The organism is Companilactobacillus pabuli, assembly GCF_014058425.1.
Taxonomy (GTDB): Bacteria; Bacillota; Bacilli; order Lactobacillales; family Lactobacillaceae; genus Companilactobacillus; species Companilactobacillus pabuli.
The window spans coordinates 2,218,084-2,236,492 of sequence record NZ_CP049366.1 but is presented as its reverse complement, the minus strand read 5'-3'; the positions used below and the strand labels follow the sequence as shown (position 1 = coordinate 2,236,492).

The following is an 18,409-nucleotide window of genomic DNA, read 5'->3' as shown; positions in this document are numbered from 1 at the left end:
TCTCCTAAAGATACTTTTTGAAAAACTTATCCACAGCCTGTTGGTAGTTTTTTGAATCAACATAGTAGCTGCGAATGTGAACACCAAGGCTTCCATACGACATTTTCGGGAATTGTCCACATGTGGATAACTCATCTCTCATTTTGAAAGGAACAGTAAAATCATTTTCCCCATGCATGAACAATATCGGCAAATTGTTTTTTTCTAGTGCCTTACGACAATCTGTCTGTCGATACGAAAAACCAGCTCTTAAGCGTGACATCAATGAAATACCAGCAATCAATAATTTACCCTTGATATGGTATCGCTTTTGACAGTGATAACTCAAAATATCTGCTGCACTAGTATAGCCAGAATCCTCGATTATTAGTTTAACATTTTTTGGTAGGTCATTGTCTGTTGTCAACATAACCGTTGCAGCTCCCATTGAAGCTCCAAATAAAACGATTTTATCGTCCGGACGTCTACGCAAGACTTCTTGAATCCAATCTAATAAATCCTGACTCTCTATATAGCCGAAGCCAAGATACTTTCCTTCACTTTTACCGGCTGCTTGATCATCAATTTGCAAAACATTGCAACCGAGTTTATCAAATAATTGCGCGTGAACGTTCAATGAATTGTGATCAACACCAAAACCGTGTACTAAAATAACCGTCGTCTGCGCATCATTATCGGTGAACCATCCAAATAATTTACTCCTGTTGTAATGCGACTCTATTTGCCATTCATCTTTATTCTTTGCTAAAAATCTAGCCGTATTCTCTTCCAATCCTGCATCCATCTTAACTTTAGGTGCTTCTGATCCTAAAGCCTTGGAACCTCTTTGTTGAATATACAAAAAAAAGGCGTTCAGAATTAGAACGACTAGCAATAACAATATCAACAAAATAATTATCATGATATTACCTCACTTATCCTAATTCTTTCACACCTATCATCGCGATAGCAACAATTATCATCGAAATAGTGATACCAACGAACAAAGTTGAAAAAGACAATGCTGTGATAATCAAACTACCTGCATAAGGTCCAATTGCTCTTCCTAATGAACCAAAAATACTATAGAAACTTTGAAAAGTCCCACGATTTCGATTAGTTGACATCTTACTCAATAAAGCTGGAATAGTTGGGAAAACCATTGATTCACCAACAGTCAAAACTAACATACTAATAATGAAAGCTAAATAAGTTTTGGCTCCTGGAAGTAACAAGAATGACAATCCCATAATAATTGTTCCTAAGAAAATTTGATACTTTAATAATTTGAAAACTTTTGAAACTACACGATTCATTACTGGTTGAATAATCAATAATGAAGCAGCGTTTACTGTAAATACCAAACCATATTCACGAGTTGTATAACCTTGGTTTAGCATGTAGGCTGACAAGTTACTGTCCCATTGAGAATAACCTAGCCAAACGATAAAAATCGAAGCACAAATCACAAAGATATTTAATCTGAAGCGATTTACACCAATTTCAATTCTTGGATCTTTAACTTCACTACTCTCATAACGCTTAATATCTTCATCATCTTGTTCACGAACGTGATCTAAGACATTAGCTTTTAACATCAATATAACGACACTAATTACAAATAATAACATTGGAATGAAGAAAGTGAGAAAGATACTCCACTTAAAGATAAATCCAACTGCTGTCGAACCGATAGCAATTCCGATATTAGCAGCTAAATACATATTATTAAAAATCACTCGACTATTACCGGTCATTTGTTCCGCGATAAAGGCGGTATAAGCGTTGACGGCCGTATAGACCAGTCCCATTCCAAATCCTAACGTGAACAACATAATCGCATATGTTGGCCACACATGATGTACTGACATACCTAACAACGATATAATTGATATTCCGTAACCAATGTATAACGTTCCACGCTTGGAGAAACGGTCAAACATAACTCCCCCCAAGGCATTTCCAATCATCATAAAAGCTGAATATACCATTAAAGCAAATCCCGCTGTTACTAATGATTCGTGTAGATTCTTGTGAATAAATATTGTATTCACTGGCAAAATAAACCCCATTACTAAATTGAATGTGATATTTAAAATTAATAGCCACAATCTTTGAGCGCGCATCCTTTTCACCTCTTCTATTTAATTTTTTCAATAAAAAAACCATGGCCAAAAAGATCAACCATGGTTTTAGTTGGTAGTACTCAGATGAGTAAATAGTTTGCTGTTCACATCAGCGCTCTATAGATATCCCTCACAATCCGGTGAGTAGTGCTTGATACCCTACCATCATAAGTGCCGTCCAAATTCGACGGCTCTCGACTCATCGCACAACCTGTATCATAATATATTCTGAAAATAGTTGCAACACTTTTCACTTAAAGATTTGGATTTTCAGTAACCTTCTCTTCAGTCCAAATCTTATAAATCAAGTTCAACAAGCCACCCATTTGACCATCAACGCCATTATACATCCAACGATAGATGCAGGCATCTTTTTTCATTTCATCAGCTGGTGGGTTAGCACTGTTAGCTGTTACAACAATATCAGCTTCTTTAGGATCACTGACAATCTTAGCATATGGCAATGACTGTAAAGTAACTGCCAAATCTGAATATACTAAGAAGAATGATTCTAATTCTAAGTAAACTTTAACTTGTATGTTTTTGTTATAAAGTGAGAAGAAACGATAAGCAATTGCATAAATTGCTTCTGAAATTTGTTTAGCTTTGCCATTTAATGATTGATACTTATCACGCAACATCAAGTGTTGAACTGTTGAATAGATCTTACTTTCTAGACCCTCATCATTCAACTTGCTGATAGCATCTCCAAATCCTGAATATAAATTCAAAATTTCAATGTAATTGTGATCTAAAGCTAGAACACCAATAATACATGTCGTCAAATTGTACTTATATCTCAAGAATTCGCTATGTGACATAGCCATATCAGACACAGTTTGTTCCACATCAATTGGAATAAGTTCCAAGAAATCATCAATAAAGTTAGCAAATAGTGGATTATATCTAACCAATTGCTTAGAAACTGATTGTAAATAATCTTCTGAAACTTCAAAGGTTGCTGGTACGCACATTAATAGGATATAAAAATCAGCTGATTGGAACATTTGCTCTTCATAACTGACGTCTTCCTTAATAGCACGCTTCAATTCTCTAACTTTTTTACTGCCGGTATCCCCTTCAAGCATTGAACCAGCACTCTCAAAAATATTAGGGAAAGGATAATTGATGACATTCAAAGCATCCATATTTTGAACGTGATTGCCCTCAATAATTCGATATAAGTGCGCCATAACGACATAAGCATAAAACATCTTCGTAATATGGTTAGTTGGCTTGAGACGATATTTATCCAAAGCGATATCAACAACCTTGAAAGCTGTCTTTTGTGTAAAATCTTCAAATGGCCATACGTATCCCCTAGTAGCATTCCAATACAATGCTGCGATGGCCAAACGAATTGATTCTTCATCACCTACAAAACGCATTGGTTCATAAGCAATTCTGACACCAAAGCGTTTCAAATAGCCTCTCATGGGCTTTAAATGACGTAAAACAGTGGCCTTACTACTTTCTAAGGTTTCATAGAAATGTTTAAAAGAAGTTTCCTTATCCTTAACAATAGCGTCCAAGAACAAGTAACCATCAGAGTTAGTTGTCAAAAATGCATGGTAAGCATCCCTAGTAACATTAAACATCTCTTCTGTACTGTATTCGTCCTTATCTAGGATTCTCTTAAAGTCTTCTTGAATTCCTAGGAAAGTATTGTAAACACTGCCGTAACTCTTATTCATTTGATAAGCAGCCTTACGTAAATTGATATCCTTAACTTGAATATCACGATTCCGATAAGTTCCAATCAAGTCAGCACTAGCTAATTGATTAGTTCTGATCAATTTAATCTTGTTAAATAGTTGTATCTTTTCTATTTCCGATTTTGAAAGAAATAAGTCAGTAAAGCTATCCAAGAACTCCACCCCCGTAGATGCGATTAATTCTATTATAATAAAATACGCTCAAACATATTTTTCAATAATTATATTATAATAAATTATTTTCTATATAAGTAACCTACCACACTTTATTACTTAAATAAATAGACAAGATATTTAGTAAAATATGAACATAATTTATTATCTATACCAATATGTTATTTTACGCTTTATTTATAATAAGTATAGTCTTTTGATGTTCCTTAATTCGAAAAAAAACATATTTCATAAAAAAGAAAAAAATAAACTGATTTTTTTAAGTTTATTTTCGATTTTATATAAAAAATTATATACAATTTTCCTTCATTATAATACTAAATCAATCTGGGCAAATTTCATTTAGGATTGAATCAAAGGTATGAAAGTTCATCTTGAATTTTCACTTTTTTTTGGTGATCTCGTAGAGATCACCCTTCTTAATGTCCCTTTTTTATTACCGATATTTTATTCAAATTTATTTTATTTTCATAAAATATACTGATTTTTAGATACTTTATTTACATAAAATATGAAGACACAAAAAAAAGGAATCAACTAATGTTGATTCCTTACATTGCGTGGCAGCTCCCTATCCTCGCGGGTAGTTTCCCACCAACTACTTTCGGCGCGGAGAAGCTTAACTTCTGTGTTCGGCATGGGAACAGGTGTATCCTTCTCACTATCGCCACCACACTATTTTGCCTCGTACCTTCAAAACTAGATATTAAGTCAATGATTTAAAACACTTCAAACTGCTGTAAACTCTTACTCGATTAAGTCCTCGATCTATTAGTACTGCTCAGCTCCATGTATCGCTACACTTCCACCCGCAGCCTATCTACGTCATATTCTTTAACGGATCTTACTTCCATAAAGGAATGGGAAATCTCATCTCGAGGGGGGCTTCACACTTAGATGCTTTCAGCGTTTATCCCTTCCATACGTAGCTACCCAGCGATGCGCCTGGCGGCACAACTGGTACACCAGAGGTATGTCCATCCCGGTCCTCTCGTACTAAGGACAGCTCCTCTCAAATTTCCTACGCCCGCGACGGATAGGGACCGAACTGTCTCACGACGTTCTGAACCCAGCTCGCGTACCGCTTTAATGGGCGAACAGCCCAACCCTTGGGACCGACTACAGCCCCAGGATGCGATGAGCCGACATCGAGGTGCCAAACCTCCCCGTCGATGTGAACTCTTGGGGGAGATAAGCCTGTTATCCCCAGGGTAGCTTTTATCCGTTGAGCGATGGCCCTTCCATATGGTACCACCGGATCACTAACTCCGACTTTCGTCCCTGCTCGACTTGTCAGTCTCGCAGTCAAGCTCGCTTTTACGTTTACACTCTGCAAATGATTTCCAACCATTCTGAGCGAACCTTTGAGCGCCTCCGTTACATTTTAGGAGGCGACCGCCCCAGTCAAACTGCCCACCAGACACTGTCCCTCATCGCGCTGAGCGATGTAGGTTAGAGCTTTCATATAACAAGGGTAGTATCCCACCAACGCCTCCTTCGAAACTAGCGTTCCGAAATCAACGGCTCCTACCTATCCTGTACATGTCACACAAAAACTCAATATCAAGCTACAGTAAAGCTCCATGGGGTCTTTCCGTCCTGTCGCGGGTAACCCGCATCTTCACGGGTATTATAATTTCACCGAGTCTCTCGTTGAGACAGTGCCCAAATCATTACGCCTTTCGTGCGGGTCGGAACTTACCCGACAAGGAATTTCGCTACCTTAGGACCGTTATAGTTACGGCCGCCGTTTACTGGGGCTTCAATTCTCAGCTTCGCAAAAGCTAACTGATCCTCTTAACCTTCCAGCACCGGGCAGGCGTCAGCCCATATACGTCATCTTACGATTTAGCATAGACCTGTGTTTTTGATAAACAGTTGTTTGGGCCTATTCACTGCGGCTGGCTGTTACACCAGCACCCCTTCTCCCGAAGTTACGGGGTCATTTTGCCGAGTTCCTTAACGAGAGTTCACTCGCTGACCTTAGGATACTCTCCTCGACTACCTGTGTCGGTTTGCGGTACGGGTAGTTTATTTCTAACTAGAAACTTTTCTTGGCAGTGTGAGTTATTGTGCTTCGTTACTAAAATTTCACTCCCCATCACAGCTTGTCCTTAGAGATATAAGCATTTGACTCATATCAAGACTTACTGCTTGGACGCGCATATCCATCAGCGCGCACACATCATCCTCCTGCGTCCTTCCATCGTTCAAACAAAATAAACTAGTACAGGAATATCAACCTGTTATCCATCGATTACACCTCTCGGTCTCATCTTAGGCCCCGACTAACCCTGGGAGGACGAGCCTTCCCCAGGAAACCTTAGTCTTGCGGCCGACCAGATTCTCACTGGTCTTTCGTTACTCATACCGGCATTCTCACTTCTAAGAACTCCACTGCTCCTCACGGTACAGCTTCAATGCTCTTACAACGCTCTCCTACCACGTGTCTTACGACACATCCACAGTTTCGGTATCATGCTTAGCCCCGGTACATTTTCGGCGCAGAATCACTCGACTAGTGAGCTATTACGCACTCTTTGAATGAATGGCTGCTTCTAAGCCAACATCCTAGTTGTCTATGCGTTTCCACATCCTTTTCCACTTAGCATGAATTTTGGGACCTTAACTGGTGATCTGGGCTGTTTCCCTTTCGACGGTGGATCTTATCACTCATCGTCTGACTCCCGGGTATAGATCAATGGTATTCGGAGTTTATCTGAATTCAGTAACCCAAGACGGGCCCCTAGTCCAAACAGTGCTCTACCTCCACGATCCTAATCCCCGAGGCTAACCCTAAAGCTATTTCGGAGAGAACCAGCTATCTCCAAGTTCGTTTGGAATTTCACCGCTACCCACAACTCATCCCAGCATTTTTCAACATACACGGGTTCGGTCCTCCGGTGTGTTTTACCACACTTTCAACCTGGTCATGGGTAGGTCACTTGGTTTCGGGTCTACATCAACATACTTAGTCGCCCTATTCAGACTCGCTTTCGCTACGGCTCCGACTTTTCATCTTAACCTTGCATGTTAACGTAACTCGCCGGTTCATTCTACAAAAGGCACGCCATCATCCATTAACGGACTCTGACTACTTGTAGGCACACGGTTTCAGGATCTATTTCACTCCCCTTCCGGGGTACTTTTCACCTTTCCCTCACGGTACTGGTTCACTATCGGTCACTAGGGAGTATTTAGCCTTGGGAGATGGTCCTCCCGGATTCCGACGGAGTTTCTCGTGTTCCGCCGTACTCAGGATACTGAATGGAGTGGGTCAGATTTCGTTTACGAGGCTTTCACTCTCTTTGGCCAAGCTTTCCAACTTGTTCAACTATCATTACCTTTTGTTCTCACAACATCAGTCCTACAACCCTATGAAGCAAGCTTCATAGTTTGGGCTATTCCCGTTTCGCTCGCCGCTACTTAGGGAATCGAATTTTCTTTCTCTTCCTGCAACTACTTAGATGTTTCAGTTCATTGCGTGTTCCTCTTGATTGCTATGTATTCACAAACAAGTAAATATCCATTACGATATTTGGGTTCCCCCATTCGGAGATCCCCGGATCAAAGCTTACTTACAGCTCCCCGAGGCGTATCGTCGTTAGTTACGTCCTTCATCGGCTCCTAGTGCCTAGGCATCCACCGTGCGCCCTTTATAACTTAATCTTGACAAAATATGGAAATACATCCATTTTTATCGCGCAGTTTTCGGTGTTTCTTTTAAATCATTAATTCTTAATATCCAGTTTTCAAGGTACGAGTTTGAGGGTAGACCCCTCAAAACTAAACAAAGTTTTAACGTTGTGTATTTCCGTTGATGCTAAGCATCATATCCTTAGAAAGGAGGTGATCCAGCCGCAGGTTCTCCTACGGCTACCTTGTTACGACTTCACCCTAATCATTTGTCCCACCTTAGGCGGCTAGTTCCCCGAAGGGTTACCCCACCGACTTTGGGTGTTACAAACTCTCATGGTGTGACGGGCGGTGTGTACAAGGCCCGGGAACGTATTCACCGCGGCATGCTGATCCGCGATTACTAGCGATTCCAGCTTCATGCAGGCGAGTTGCAGCCTGCAATCCGAACTGAGATCGGTTTTAAGTGATTTGCTTGCCCTCGCGAGTTCGCAACACGTTGTACCGACCATTGTAGCACGTGTGTAGCCCAGGTCATAAGGGGCATGATGATTTGACGTCGTCCCCACCTTCCTCCGGTTTGTCACCGGCAGTCTCACCAGAGTGCCCAACTGAATGCTGGCAACTGATAATAAGGGTTGCGCTCGTTGCGGGACTTAACCCAACATCTCACGACACGAGCTGACGACAACCATGCACCACCTGTATCCATGTCCCCGAAGGGAAAGACTAATCTCTTAGCTTTTCATGGTATGTCAAGACCTGGTAAGGTTCTTCGCGTTGCTTCGAATTAAACCACATGCTCCACCGCTTGTGCGGGCCCCCGTCAATTCCTTTGAGTTTCAACCTTGCGGTCGTACTCCCCAGGCGGAGTGCTTAATGCGTTAGCTGCAGCACTGAAGGGCGGAAACCCTCCAACACTTAGCACTCATCGTTTACGGCATGGACTACCAGGGTATCTAATCCTGTTTGCTACCCATGCTTTCGAATCTCAGCGTCAGTTACAGACCAGAAAGCCGCCTTCGCCACTGGTGTTCTTCCATATATCTACGCATTCCACCGCTACACATGGAGTTCCACTTTCCTCTTCTGCACTCAAGTTTACCAGTTTTCGAAGCACTTCCTCGGTTGAGCCGAGGGCTTTCACTTCAAACTTAATAAACCGCCTACATTCTCTTTACGCCCAATAAATCCGGACAACGCTTGCCACCTACGTATTACCGCGGCTGCTGGCACGTAGTTAGCCGTGGCTTTCTGGTTGAATACCGTCAGTACGTGAACAGTTACTCTCACGCATGTTCTTCTTCAACAACAGAGTTTTACGATCCGAAAACCTTCTTCACTCACGCGGCATTGCTCCATCAGGCTTTCGCCCATTGTGGAAGATTCCCTACTGCTGCCTCCCGTAGGAGTTTGGGCCGTGTCTCAGTCCCAATGTGGCCGATTACCCTCTCAGGTCGGCTACGTATCATTGCCTTGGTGAGCTATTACCTCACCAACTAGCTAATACGCCGCGGGTCCATCCAAAAGCGATAGCAGAGCCATCTTTCAAGCTACGATCATGTGAAAGTAGTTGTTATGCGGTATTAGCACTTGTTTCCAAATGTTATCCCCCACTTTTGGGCAGGTTACCCACGTGTTACTCACCCGTCCGCCACTCACCAAAATCTGAATCATGAAGCAAGCTTCAATCTTCAGGATGGTTCGTTCGACTTGCATGTATTAGGCATGCCGCCAGCGTTCGTCCTGAGCCAGGATCAAACTCTCATATTAAAAGTTTGTGACTCATAAAAAATTATACTAGCGAATTGACTTCGTTGTAAATCCAACAAATAAATGTTGGCCTACACAATTTAGTGTTAAAACTTTGTTCAGTTTTCAAAGGTCTACCAGCTGATTAAGCGCTTACGCTCATCAGCGACTTAATTATTTTATCAAGCTGACAAGTTAATGTCAAGAACTTTTTAAAATAATTTTTCTAACAATTTAATGAAAAGATTCATCAAATTGTTAGCTCGTTGTTCTTACGAGTCAACTTAATTATCATAACAAGTTCATAACTCAATGTCAAGAACTTATTTGAAATAATTATTTCAACTTTCAAGCAAATATCTTGCTTATCCGTTGAAGCCGTTGACCTGTCGTGACAACAGGTAATATATTACCGTTTATGGTAAACCAATGCAAGTACTTTTTTCATTTTTTTTTGAAAATGACTAATTTTCTTTTATTTTTTCAATATCCAAGACCTTATCGATCCAATCACTACTATAGAAGTCCTCTTCGTGGGTAACTAGAATCATTGATCCATCATAGTTTTTGAGACCTTTGCGCAAAGCGGCCTTACTTTCATCATCCAAATGGTTAGTAGGCTCATCCATGAATAGAAAGTTAGTGTTATCGAACATCAAATCAGCAATCTTAACCTTAGTTTGTTCACCACCAGATAGAGAACGTAGTGGTGACATGATTTGTTGGTTAGTTAATCCAGTTCTAGCAAGAACACGTCTAACTTCCTTACCGCCTTCTTCAGAATGCTTATCACTAATGTATTGGAATGGTGACTCTAAGTTATTCTTCCAGACTAGATCTTGCTTGAAATAACCTATCTTTACAGTCTCTGAGAATTCAAAGTTACCATCAATTGGTTTAAGGATATTCAACAAGGTCTTAATCAAAGTAGACTTACCGATACCGTTGAATCCTTTAATAACCATTTTTTCTCCACTGACAATAGAGAAATTCAAGGCTTTATCAAAGAGAGCTTTCCCGTCATATCCAACTTTTAGATTATTAACGTCTAACATCATTCGTGAACTAGGTACTTCAACATATGGAAAGGCGAAGCTTGCAGCTGTTTTACTCCCTGGGGGTGTTAAGACATCCATATGAGCTAATTGCTTCTCCCTACTCTTAGCACTCTTAGAACGAGAACCGGCCTTAAACTTTCTAATATAAGCTTTAGTTTTAGAGATCTTTTCTTGTTGCTTGACGTAAGCCTTCATATAAGTTTCTTGATTAGCAGCCTTTTGCTTGAGAGCTTGCTTTAAAGAACCTGTATATTTAGTAATCTTACCGAATTCAAAATCAGCCACACAATTAATGATTCGATCTAAGAAATTGTAATCGTGGGAAATGACGATGAAGGCACCACTAAAGTTGTTCAAATAATCAGCCAACCAATCAATATGGTTAGTATCCAAATAGTTTGTTGGCTCATCCAATAAAATCATATCTGGTTGTTCAAGCAAAATTTTAGCCAAAATAATCTTCGAACGTTGGCCACCACTGAGTTTTGAGACATCGTGATCATAACCGATTGCATCTAGTCCTAAACCAGTCGCAACTTGTTGAATTTTGGTATCTAACTCGTAGAAGTCGTTGGCATCTAAGATTTCTTGAAGTTTTCCAGCTTTTTCAAGATCCTCATCTGTCGGATTATTCATGTAAATCTCGTTTAGCTTATCGCTTGTTTCATACAATTTTGAAAACGCTGTCTTTAAATATTCGTAGATGGTCATCCCTGGTGCCAATCTAGCTTGTTGGTCCAAATAACCAATCGTTAAATGCTTCTTCCAAGTGATTTTTCCTTCATCTGGTTCAATTTGACCAGTTAAAATCTTAATAAAAGTAGACTTACCCACTCCATTTTGACCAATTATTCCTAAATGGTCCTCTTTGTTAACTTGTAGATTAGCAGAATCATATAATTTCTTATCCAAAAACTGCTGACTTAAATCATGTATCTCTAAAACACTCATATTTATCTCCTTTATACATAAGAAAAGACTGAAACTATTGTCCCAGTCTTTATCCAAATTATTCTGACGTTTGATATCTTGTAAAGATTGTATAGTTTTGATTTGTAGTCCCACTGTCAAATGAGAATCCTCTAGCTTCATTCAATGTGTTTAATCTAGTTTCTTCATTATTCAGTTGTTCTTCAGAAAGGCCTAATTGCTTTCTTAGTTTGTTTGATACTCGACGCAATTCTTTAGTTGGGGCCACTTCATATGAAGATCCATTAATCATTGAGCCATATCCTTGAACATGATCAGAGTCGATGTTCTTAGCAGCTCCACGATAATTAAAGAAGACCGACTGCATATCACTAAAACTCAAATTAGTAGTCATTGAACTAGAAATACTATTCAAAACCTTTTGGTAATGCGTAAATGTATTAGCACTAGCAGCGCTCTTAATAATAGCCGTGATAACTTGACGCTGTCTCTTTTGACGACCGTAATCACCTTCAGGGTCTTCATAACGCATTCTAGAGTAATCTAGTGCTTGTTTACCATTTAAATGCATCTTACCCTTCTTGAAATGAGACTCTTTCTCACCGGTATCACCATAAGAGAAACTAAATGGTACATTAACATCTACACCACCAACAGCGTTAACAATCTGCTTAAGTGAGTTAAAATCTACTTTAACATAGTAGTCAATTGGTACATTCAACAACTTCTCTGTTGTCGCCACCGCACTACCTTCATTACCGATGTTGTAAGCTGAATTGATTTTTTGAATCTTTTTGGTGTTATTAGTACTGCTCTTCCAAATTTGAGCCATCGTATCACGTGGAACGGAAACCATTGTCGTTTTGTTAGTCTTAGGATTAACCGTTACAACGATCATCGTATCCGAATTTCCTCGATAATTAGTTTCAGTATCTCTAACCCCATTATCAGTCGTATCAACTCCCAATAAAAGAATTGAAATTGGCTTTTTATCATTGATTCTTGTTGAAACTTTTTTACCATCAATAGCCTTGTAAGTCTTACCCAATGAATTCTGAGCTTGAGCATAAAGTCTAAATCCATAAGCACCCATGACAAAAATCATAACTAAGAATACTAATCCTAGAATCTTAACGAATGGACGTTTGATTTTTCCACCGTTATTAGAAGCTAAGGCACTGTTACGAGATCTTTGCCGATGCTGCCTAGACATATTGTCGTTCTTATTGTTATCCATAATAAACTCCGATTAATTTGCTATCTACATTAAAAACAAATTCTCTCTATATTATAGTAGATAGGATGCAATTATACAGCTTAATTCAATTGAATTAAAATTAAATTTTAAATAGCCGCATTCCTAAATTATAATTTTTTGACACAATCTGTCAATTTTACAAAAAACATTTTAGTTAATTATTAATTAAAACATACTCAAAAATCTATCTCTTTATTTAAGCCTTTTTCTTGTATATTTCATGTATAATTTCTTCCGTAGGAGGATTTGAATAATGTCAGATGCAAGTAATGCAAAGACGTTTAGATGGTGGAATATTGCCCTATTAGGCTTTACCACCGTTTGGGGTCTTAATAATGTCATCAATAACTTTGCCAATCAAGGTTTAGCTGTTGTTACATCATGGATTTTAATCATGGTTCTTTATTTTGTTCCATACACTTTAATGGTGGGACAATTGGGATCCGCTTTTCAAGAGGCTGGTGGAGGAGTTAGTTCTTGGGTTAAAGCTCTTTCTAATAATAAACTGGCCTACTTTGCTGCCTGGACTTACTGGGTAGTACACGTTCCATATCTTGCTCAAAAGCCACAAATCATCATGGTTAGTTTGAGCTGGTTATTCAAGGGAAATGGTTCTTTCATCAAAACTGCTTCACCATTTATCGTACAAGGTGCAAGTTTAATTATCTTCTTGCTCTTCGTTTGGTTAGCTAGTAAAGGAACTGCTACCTTGAATAATCTTGGTAGTATTGCCGGTATTGCAATGTTTGCTATGTCAATGCTATTTATCATCTTAGGTGTCAGTGCTCCATTTATCACTCATGTACAAATTGCTACACCAAACATGACTGATATCCACACATATATACCTAAGTTTGATTTCCAATACTTTACGACGATCTCTATGTTAGTCTTCGCCGTTGGTGGTTCAGAAAAAATTTCACCTTATGTTAATAAAACTAAAAATGCTTCTAAGGAGTTCCCACTCGGTATGATTATCTTAGCCGTGATGGTAGCTGTTTCTGCAATCTTAGGATCATTTGCTATTGGTATGATCGTTAACTCAAATCACATTCCAGCCGATTTGATGGCCAACGGTGCTTACCAAGCTTTCCAATTTTTAGGTAATAGTTTCCACGTTGGTAACTTATTCGTTTGGGCTTTTGCCATTACCAACACAATTGCTTCTGCTGCGGCTCTAGCTATTTCTATCGATGCACCATTACGTATGCTTTTAGGCGATGCTGATAAGAAATACATCCCTAAAGGTCTTTTGAAGAAAAACAAGCGTGGCGTTGCTATCAATGGTTACAAGTTAACTGCAATTTTAGTTTCTATCTTAATCATCGTTCCTGCTCTTGGAATCAATGGAATGAATGATTTATACAACTGGCTATTGAACTTAAACTCAATTGTTATGCCTATGCGTTACCTTTGGGTATTCTTGGCCTACATGATGCTTTGTCGTCAACTAGACAAATTCAAGTCAGATTATATGTTCGTTAAGAATAAATACGTCGGCTTTGGTTTCGGACTATGGGCTTTCTTCTTAACAGCCTTTGCCTGCGTTCTAGGTATGGTGCCTAAGATGAACATGGCAACTGATCCATCATCATGGTGGTTCCAATTAGCACTTAATATCATCACACCAATCGCTTTGATTGCTTTGGGATTGATTTTACCTGCTATCGCTAAACGTACTAATAATGAATTAGATGAAATATAGTCAATATCTACTGCACGGATATTAAAAAGATCCTCTAGGAATTAATCTAGAGGGTCTTTTTTAGTTTGTAGTAGAAGTAGACGTCGAAGTGGTATTACCATTACTGTCAATTTTTAGATCAGGGACATTTCCACCATAACTTCTGATTTCATTCATAATATCGATCAATTTTTGTTTTTGATCTTCCTTATCAGAATCATTGTTCTTGTAAGCATCCTTTACCTTTTGAAGTTGTGAATTATACTGTGGCATCAACTTATCCACCATATTCTGGCGTTTCTTTTCACGTTGTTCTTCAATAGCTTCTTTTTCAGATTCAAATTGGGCTACCTTCTTATTATCTTTAGCAGCTTGGAACATCGCTTGACTCAAATTCAGATCCTTTTGAAGCTGTAAAATCTGCTTGTTAAAATCATTCTTGGCACTTTGTCGTTTAACATTACTATTCAAATAACGAATCTTTTGCAACTCATCTAATTTCTTATTGTACTGTGATTCTTTAATAATTGGATTGTCATTATACTTATCAATCGCCTTTTGAACTTTTCTTTCTCGCTTGAATTCTTCTTTCTTCGTCAAATGATAAATAATTCGATAATCGAGGTTGTACAAACGATTCTCATTCTTATTAGCTTGATTAGTACTGTATTTAGAAAAATCATTATCGATGATATCTTGAATACTTGGCTTTTCAGCTTTGGTATTAACTGACAAGTTGCTGCCACTAACCGTTACAGTACTTGGTTTCTTGAAATCAACATTCTTTTGCTTCATTTCATCAACCAAATACTCACCGACTGATTTAAAAGCTTTCATGGCAAGCTGACGTTCTGAAGCATTCAAACTATCTTCCTTCTTGTCATCACCAGTCCAGTTAGCAATCGTAAAGTCTGGTGTCATCCCTACGAAGTATGAATCGTAATTATCATCAGTTGAACCAGTTTTACCAGCAGTATATTTGTAATTATCCAAAGCAGCATCTTTACCTAGTCCATCACTAATAACTGATTGCATTGTATTGATCATCATATAACTGGCATTTTTAGTATAAACGTCCTTTTTCATATGAGTATTTTGATAAATGTAGCGATCATTGTCATTATCGTAAATGCTGGAAATATTGCTAGGATGAATGAACTGACCACCACGTGAAAACGAACTATACGCTGAAGCCATTTCCGTTGTCGTAACACCATTTCTAAAGGAACCAATTGCTAATCTTGGGTCCAATTTTTGAGTTGGCGACAATCGAGCAAATTCCATTTTGACCATATCATCATAGTAAGTACCCTTAGTATCTTGAGCTGCCAACTTATAAGCGATGGTATTGATTGAGTTTTCTAGTGCGTGACGAACCGTTGTACTACCCGTGTAGCCACTGTACCAGTTATGCACAACTGGATTACCGACAGCCGAATCAATGACTGTACTCTGTGGTAAATATCCTCGTTCAAAAGCAGGTGCATAAGCCACGATTGGTTTAGCCGTTGAACCCGGTTGATGATATCCATTTATCGTTCGATTAAATTGATCTCCATCAGTTGTTCGACCACCGACTACCGCTATAACGTCGCCAGTTTTATTATCTACTACCGTACTAGAAACCTGCGGTGTCAGTTTTCCATTGGCAGTTCGGCCAGTATAAGGAGAATAAACTTGCTTGATCAAGTTTTCCACTTTGTTTTGCACATCCATATCAATCGTCGTCTGAATCGTGTAGCCACCATCCATCAATTGACCGTGAGCACGTTCATATTCTTGTTGATACTTCGTATCGTAGGCTTGACGGTCTGCTGCATTTTTAAAATCATAACGCATCGTGAATCCAGATGACTTCATTAACTCTTCTGTCGCTCCATAGACTGCATAACTCAGAGCATAATTATTGGAGACATCGTTATCATATTTCTTTTCGTTTAGTTTCAATCCCAAAGGCTTTTTACGAGCTGTTTGATAAGTCTTTTTGGAAATCAAATCTCGCTGGTTAAAGATATACAGAATCATATTCCGACGTTTTTTAGTCCGTTCTGGATATTGAACCGGATCATAATACACCGGATTATTGGGAATACCGACTAGCATGGCTATTTTATCAATTGATAAATCATTTTGATCCTCTGAGAAATAGTAATCAGAGGCCGCACTAAAACCATACGATCCGTGTCCCATGTAGACATTGTTAATATAAAACTCCAAGATCTGCGACTTAGTAAATTTCTTTTCTAACTGTTGGGCAATGACCATTTCCTTGAGCTTACGAGTTAAGTTCTGCGACTGATCTTGTAAGATAACGTTCTTAACTAATTGCTGCGTCAGCGTAGATCCACCTTCAGTCCGACGATGCAACAAGGTTGAACCGACTGAACGCATAATCGCATATAGATCAACTCCATGATGAATGTAGAAACGTTGATCTTCGACATCCACCAATCCTTTACTGATCTTAGTGTTAATCTTATTGATTGGTGTGTAATCTGAACTTGATTGGGCTAATTTTTTTATCACTTTACCGTTACGATCATATATAACGGTTGAATTACGGGGATGAAAATCAGATTTTTTTAAACCTTGACTATAAGAATAACCATCAGCAATCGTATTCTTGATTTCATAACCATATTTCCACCAAAAAGCTCCGATACTTAAAACAATTAATAAAACTAACGTCAAAAGAATCCAGGGCCATTTTTTTCTTTTCTTGATTAATTTATGTTCCATTTTTTTCTTACGCATGATTACCCCTAATTAACAAAGAATGTCGTTCCTGAAGAAACTTGTGACATCAAATCGGATAAATCTGATGAACTAATTTGCATACCGTTGTTATAACTAGTTGACCCGGCATAAATGAAACCAATTGTTGAATTATCACCAAAGTAAATTGAACTAGTCAAAGCTGAATTATTCTTGAACCAGAAGACGGGTGTAGCTGAATTAAAGTCTGTCGTCGTATTGTCTGGGTCAGTTAAGCCCATTGAAGTTAATTCACTGATGCTTGCATTACTAATATATTGTCCAAAGTCACTACTATCACTATCAGTAACAATAGCATCAGAACTATTAGCATCCACAAGTTTTTTAACCGTATATTTACCAGAACTTACCTTGGAACTAATAACATTGATATAACCATCTTCAGCAACATATTTGCCAGAGACTCTCGTCATCAAAGCTAAAGTATTCTTATTAGAATTATAATAAAGCACATTCTTACTAGTAATATCAGCTTGATCCAATGCATCTGAAGCTCCACTAGTTGAATTCATGCTTGAAACGATATCGACACTAGCTGGCGTGTACTTTTCTGTCAGAGGTGAATTTTTCAAAGCTTCCAACTCTTCCTTAGCGGCAGCTACTCTAGAACTCTCACCTTTATTGTTGGCAAAATAATTATCCATTTGATTAACGGCTTGAGTCCAGTGATTCTTGGATGTTTTATTCTTGATCAATTTGTAATAAGTGTTAACCATTGAAATTTTCTTAAAACTCAAACTACTCTTATCGGAATTAAAGCTATCCCACGTTTTACTCAAATACTTATCAGCATCTTGGGTTTGTTCATACCAAATTTGAATCGTATCAAGTTTGTTACGTAATTTTTGATAAACGTCTTGGTTCTTTTCTTTTAACAATTTTTTATCTAAATCATTAATCTTAGTTTCAGTAACATCATCTTTATAATGACTCTTACCGTCATAAAAAGAATTAACTTCTTTGGAACGGTCTTTTCTAGCCTGAATATAAGCTTCGAGTTCTTGATACTTCTTCTCATTACTAGGAGTAATCACGATACCGTCGCTGACATCAATTAATTTACCAATGAAATCTAAAGTCTTATAATTCAAATCAGTTTTGAGAACTTCTAATTCTTTATCTTGATACTGACTAGATATTTTAGACGTGACAACAGCATTAACGACACCTCTTGAAAGCATGACAAAGAAAATGACTGCAGTGATTACACCGACAATCCCGGCACCCATCAATAAATATCGCTCAGATTTAGTTTTAGTCTTTAAATCTTTCTTATCTTTCATGATTTTCCCCAAATATCTAGTTCATCTTGTTATTATATA

Annotated in this window: 8 protein-coding genes and 3 rRNA genes; 1 reads left to right on the top strand and 10 read right to left on the bottom strand. The window is 38.5% G+C overall.

Annotated elements, in window-relative coordinates; translation table 11 throughout:
* Positions 1-4 precede the first annotated feature (4 nt).
* The 8 genes from G6534_RS10840 to G6534_RS10805 all read right to left on the bottom strand — a co-directional run bounded on the left by G6534_RS10840 (position 5) and on the right by G6534_RS10805 (position 12,583).
* Positions 5-901: an alpha/beta hydrolase gene (locus G6534_RS10840; RefSeq protein ID WP_182082834.1), complete on the bottom strand. Its 897-nt coding sequence runs from the start codon at positions 899-901 to the stop codon at positions 5-7.
* Between the two features lie 13 nt (positions 902-914).
* Complete coding sequence (locus G6534_RS10835) at positions 915-2,105, bottom strand: MFS transporter (RefSeq protein ID WP_182082833.1); 1,191 nt, start codon at positions 2,103-2,105, stop codon at positions 915-917.
* Between the two features lie 254 nt (positions 2,106-2,359).
* Entirely contained in the window at positions 2,360-3,982 is a 1,623-nt protein-coding gene (locus G6534_RS10830; protein WP_238788897.1) for a helix-turn-helix domain-containing protein, read from the bottom strand.
* 570 nt (positions 3,983-4,552) lie between these two features.
* Positions 4,553-4,669: ribosomal RNA gene (rrf, locus tag G6534_RS10825) — 5S ribosomal RNA — on the bottom strand.
* Between the two features lie 76 nt (positions 4,670-4,745).
* Positions 4,746-7,663, bottom strand: a 23S ribosomal RNA gene (locus G6534_RS10820).
* Positions 7,664-7,836: 173 nt separating this feature from the next.
* Positions 7,837-9,403 (bottom strand): 16S ribosomal RNA (locus G6534_RS10815).
* Together the 16S, 23S and 5S rRNA genes form the textbook arrangement of a ribosomal RNA operon.
* A 443-nt stretch (positions 9,404-9,846) precedes the next feature.
* A complete protein-coding gene (locus G6534_RS10810) occupies positions 9,847-11,391 on the bottom strand; it encodes an ABC-F family ATP-binding cassette domain-containing protein (RefSeq protein WP_182082832.1) in 1,545 nt (514 codons plus the stop codon).
* 58 nt (positions 11,392-11,449) lie between these two features.
* Positions 11,450-12,583, bottom strand: a complete 1,134-nt coding sequence (locus G6534_RS10805) for an LCP family glycopolymer transferase (protein ID WP_369833492.1) — start codon at positions 12,581-12,583, stop codon at positions 11,450-11,452.
* Positions 12,584-12,881: 298 nt separating this feature from the next.
* On the opposite strand from G6534_RS10805, the gene G6534_RS10800 reads away from it, so the two are divergent.
* Positions 12,882-14,333 (top strand): amino acid permease, encoded by a 1,452-nt coding sequence (locus tag G6534_RS10800; RefSeq protein ID WP_059074763.1) that lies wholly within the window; start codon positions 12,882-12,884, stop codon positions 14,331-14,333.
* Between the two features lie 60 nt (positions 14,334-14,393).
* Here G6534_RS10800 and G6534_RS10795 read toward each other — a convergent pair whose 3' ends face one another.
* Together G6534_RS10795 and G6534_RS10790 are read right to left on the bottom strand one after the other, a co-directional pair.
* Positions 14,394-17,066 carry a transglycosylase domain-containing protein gene (locus tag G6534_RS10795; protein ID WP_182082831.1) on the bottom strand — a complete coding sequence of 891 codons (2,673 nt, stop codon included), beginning with the start codon at positions 17,064-17,066 and terminating at the stop codon, positions 14,394-14,396.
* Between the two features lie 8 nt (positions 17,067-17,074).
* The gene (locus tag G6534_RS10790) at positions 17,075-18,370 is read right to left on the bottom strand and encodes a hypothetical protein (protein WP_182082830.1); all 1,296 of its coding nucleotides are present in this window, start codon (positions 18,368-18,370) and stop codon (positions 17,075-17,077) included.
* Between the last annotated feature and the right edge of the window lie 39 nt (positions 18,371-18,409).